This is a genomic window from Streptomyces sp. NPDC045701, from assembly GCF_056432045.1.
The window spans coordinates 1-4,115 of sequence record NZ_JBWKJV010000132.1; the positions used below are offsets into that span (position 1 = coordinate 1).

Here is a 4,115-nt window from a genome sequence, read left to right on the forward strand (position 1 = left end):
GGCTTGGGGCGGGGCCGGCGTGCATCGGCGCGGGCCTGGGCTGCGTGGGGGCGGTAGTACCAGCGGCCGTATTCGTGCAGGACGGTGCGGTTGCGCCGGATCTCTCTGCTGACGGTGGAGGGGCTGCGGCCCAGCTCCGCTGCTATCTGCCGGACCGTGGCTTTCTCACGCAGCCGGTCAGCGATGTGGATGCGTTCATCCTCGCGCAGATGTCGTGACGGGCCGCAGACCACCAGCGCCTTCCTTGCTGGAGGCAGTGGTCTGCGGCCCTGGCCGCGTGAGCCGCCGTTGCGCCACTTGCTGCCGGTCCGGACATCGATCCCGACGATCCGGCAGGCTTCCTTGTTGCTGTAGCCCTGCTCCATGAGCCGGAAGTATGCAGCCCTCTCCCGGGTCAGCTTCTTCCTGCCTTGCGGCTTCGTCCGGTCCTTGCGGATCTCGAACTCCATCGAGCACCCCTGCGAGCTGGGGTGTTGCGACAACCGCTAGAACTCAAGCCGGCCAGCGCCTGCCGCTTCTCAGCGGCCAGCCATGCACCCCGCTGGTGCTTTCCATCGGCGGGGCTTGGGATCACGAGGCACATCGGGAGTTCACTTGCGTTCACCCGTCCGGTCTTCCCCTTGCCGGTAACTCCCGGATGGAACGGGAGGCCTTGGGCTTTCCCCTGAGCTTCGCACCACTCCGTTACCGGCGTCGCACGTCAAGGGCGGGGACGGGTCATACGGACACGGACCGGTAACTGCACCTACGGCATCATCAGCCGCCTCTCCAATCGGTCAGTCCACTCAAACTCGTGCAGCTTCGCGTCGCACAGTCGCCCTCCCAGTGCCCAGGCACCGCCCGGTCTTCGGTCCCGGCGGGCCGGCCGCTGATCATGGCCATGGGATGGCTGCAGCGAGGCTGTCGCTGCTGGGACTGGCGGCGGGGCCTGCGGCGGGCGCGGCCACTGCGCAGTCTTCTCCGAGAAGACCCGGGTGACCCCGGCCTCGCCGAGCGGGTCGAGCTGTGCGTTCAGGGACTGCCGGGCGGTCGAGGCGCGGGCGTAGCCGAGGCGGACGTGTCCGGCCGGTTCGGGCGCCGGCGCGCACGGGCCGGGGCAGTTCGGTCCACGCCGGGCCCGGCTTGCGTACGGGGGCCGGCACGCTCAGGGCCTTGGCGAGTTGGGGCACCAGGGGGAAAGCGGGCGGTGTGGAATGGATGGCCACCCTGCCCTTGCCGGTCCGGCACGGGGACCCGGGGGCAGCACAGGGAGACATCGGGCAGTCGTGCGATTCCACGCGCTTGAAGTCGTCGCTCACAATCTTCAGGTGGGTCTTCGGCCATGATCTTTCACGCTTCCCCGGAGGTCTCCTGCGCCGTTTCGGTGTCCAGGTCCAGCCACCGCGTGATGCCGATCCGGTGAAGGAAGGGGAGGTCGTGACTGACGACGACCAGCGCGCCCTGGTATCCGCCCAGGGCCTGGGCGAGCTGGGTGACGCTGTCCATGTCGAGGTTGTTGGTGGGCTCGTCCAACAGCAGGAGCTGAGGGGCTGGGTCGGCCAGCAGCAGTGCGGCCAGGGTCGCACGGAATCGCTCTCCCCCCGAGAGCGTGTCCACGACTTGATCGGCGCGGCCGCCCCTGAACAGGAAACGGGCCAGCTGAGCACGGATCTGGTTTCCGGTGGCGTGAGGGCTGATCCTTGCGACGTTGTCGAAGACCGATCGCTGGCCGTCGAGCAGGTCCAGACGCTGCGGCAGATATCGCAGCGGGACATGGACACAGACCTCGCCCTCCGCGGGTGGGAGCTGTCCGGTGATGGTGCGCAGGAGGGTGGTTTTGCCGGTGCCGTTGGCGCCGGTGAGCGCGATGCGTTCGGGTCCCTGAATGTGCAGGTCGTCGACGATGCGGCCGGTGCGCAGGCGGGTGCGGTCGAGGGTGAGGACGGTGCGGTGGGGCGGGATGGCGGTGTCGGGCAGGTCGATGCGGATGGTGTCGTCGTCGCGGAGCCGGTCCTCGGCAGCGGTCAGGTGCTTTTTGGCGTGGGCCAGGCGCTGGTCGTGGACGGCCTGCTGCTTGCCGCGGGAGATCTGGGCGGCGCGCTTCATGGTCTGGGCGGAGGCTTTGTCCAGGCGGTTGTCGGCATACATCTGCTTGCCGTAGCGGGCGCTGCGGGCCTGCCGCGTCTGGGCGGCGGCCAGGTCACGCCGCTGGCGGGCGAGGTCCGCGCGTGCGGTGGCGTGAGCTCGTTCGGCGGCTTCCTGCTCGGTGGCGATGGTGTTCTCGTACGCGGTCAGGTTGCCGCCGAAGGTGCGTATGGTGCCGGTGCGCAGCTCGGCGATCTGGTCGACACGTTCCAGTAGCTCGCGGTCGTGGGTCACGACGATCACGGCGCCCCGGTAGTCGGTGACCGCGTCGTAGAGGCGGTGGCGGGCATGGCGGTCGAGGTTGTTGGTCGGCTCGTCCAGCAGCAGGACACCGGGATGGGCCAGCATGAGGGCTGCCAGGCGCAGCAGGACGGCTTCGCCACCGGAGACCTCGCCGACGGTGCGGTCCAGGCCGATGTGGCCCAGGCCCAGGCGGGTCAGGGCAGCATGGGTGCGCTCTTCGACGTCCCACTGGTCATCCAGAGCGGTGAAGTGGTCCTCGCTGGCATCGCCGGCTTCGATCGCGTGCAGGGCAGCGCGGACGGAGGCCACACCCAGCACCTCGTCCACACGCATGGTGGGGTTCAGGGTGAGGTCCTGCGGCAGGTAGCCGGGATGGCCGATGGCGTGGACGGTGCCCGAGGCTGGAAGCAGCCGCCCGGCGATCAGCCGCAGAGCGTGGACTTCCCGCTGCCGTTGCGCCCGATCAGGCCGGTACTGCCTTCCCCGGCTGCCCAGGAAAGATCATCCAGCACTCGGGTGCCGTCCGGCCAGGCGAACGACAGGCCAGTGCACAGGACGGGTGCGGTGGTGCGGATGCTCATCAGGTCTATCTCCCCGTATGTACTGGTGAAGGGCCAGCATGTGGAGACACCGCACCCGCAGAGAATTGCGGATCGTGAAGACGAGCGCCGGACCGAAGGCCGAACCAGGCAGAAATGCCGGGCTGGCGGGCAGCTCGACTCCGAGGCCGCACTCGTGGACGCCACATCCCGGGCGCACGGTGTCTCAGACCTCAGAGGAGCACTTGCCTCTCCCAACGACGACGACAGATCCGCCTTCGACGGTACACGCATCCCCGGACCGGCCACAAGAAATGCCGATGGCGGACGGCCCTGGATGACCGTTGGCGCGCTCAAAGGCAAGGGACGGGGCGTTGCACCGCAATGGCCGATCCGTTGCGCCCGGAGTCTTCCTGGCTTGCTGTTGCAGTCGTGGGGTCCGGGAGGATGTGCAGGGCCGGTACAGTAATTGTTTCAGGCACGAGGCGAGGGGTGGCGGCATGGCGGGCGAGACTCTGGTGACGGTGGTGGGCAACCTGACGGCCGATCCCGAACTTCGTTACACCAACTCCGGCATCCCCGTAGCGGCGTTCACCATCGCCTCCACTCCCCGCATCTTCGACCGCGACCGCAGCGAGTTCGTCGACGGGGAACCGCTGTTTCTTCGCTGCTCGCTGTGGCGGCAGGCCGGCGAGAACGCCGCGCAGTCGCTCGCCCGGGGCATGCGAGTCATCGTCACCGTGCGGCTCAGGCAGCGCACCTTCGATGACAAAGAAGGGATCCGCCGCACCACGGTGGAGATCGACGCCGAGGAGATCGCGGTCTCCTTGACCTATGCGCGGGCCGAAGTCACCAAGACCTACCGCCAGGGCATGCCCTCCCAGCGCGGACCCGCACCGACAGCCGGCCCCGAGTCTGACGGCGCCTCCGCACAGTCCTCCCCGGGCTCGACGCCCGCCGAGTCCCATCCGTTCTAACGAGCGCATTCCTGCGCTGTGTGCCCTGGTCGGGGACGACAACACCCTGCAGAAGGCCGGATCCCTGGTAGGAGTGGAGGGAGTCGAACCCTCACGCCCGTTAGTACTGCAATCACAGTTAGGGAGTGTGTCCGCGATGTTTGTAGTGGCTGTTGCGGGCGCGTGTCTGGCTGAGTCTTCGCCAGAGTGACCAGTGCAGATGGTGGCGGATGGTGAGGTGGGCGGGGTGGAG

2 protein-coding genes and 2 pseudogenes are annotated in these 4,115 nt (G+C 68.3%); 1 reads left to right on the top strand and 3 read right to left on the bottom strand.

Translation table 11 applies throughout. From position 1 onward, the window contains the following. The 3 genes and pseudogenes from AC07DW_RS33550 to AC07DW_RS33560 form a co-directional block, all read right to left on the bottom strand. On the bottom strand, positions 1 to 449 hold a 449-nt coding region (locus AC07DW_RS33550; protein WP_478861396.1), incomplete at its 3' end, for a helix-turn-helix domain-containing protein. Between the two features lie 364 nt (positions 450 to 813). Next, positions 814 to 954 (bottom strand): annotated as a pseudogene (locus tag AC07DW_RS33555) (IS30 family transposase); the annotation flags it as partial. A gap of 375 nt (positions 955 to 1,329) precedes the next feature. Further along, positions 1,330 to 2,948, bottom strand: a pseudogene (locus AC07DW_RS33560) (ABC-F family ATP-binding cassette domain-containing protein). A gap of 458 nt (positions 2,949 to 3,406) precedes the next feature. Between AC07DW_RS33560 and AC07DW_RS33565 the strand changes: the two are divergent. Continuing rightward, positions 3,407 to 3,883 (top strand): single-stranded DNA-binding protein, encoded by a 477-nt coding sequence (locus tag AC07DW_RS33565; protein WP_478861397.1) that lies wholly within the window; start codon positions 3,407 to 3,409, stop codon positions 3,881 to 3,883. Positions 3,884 to 4,115 lie beyond the last annotated feature (232 nt).

Excerpts from the sequence above, each read along its gene's own strand:
- AC07DW_RS33565 (WP_478861397.1), top strand. The coding sequence starts at position 3,407 with ATGGCGGGCGAGACTCTGGTGACGGTGGTGGGCAACCTGACGGCCGAT.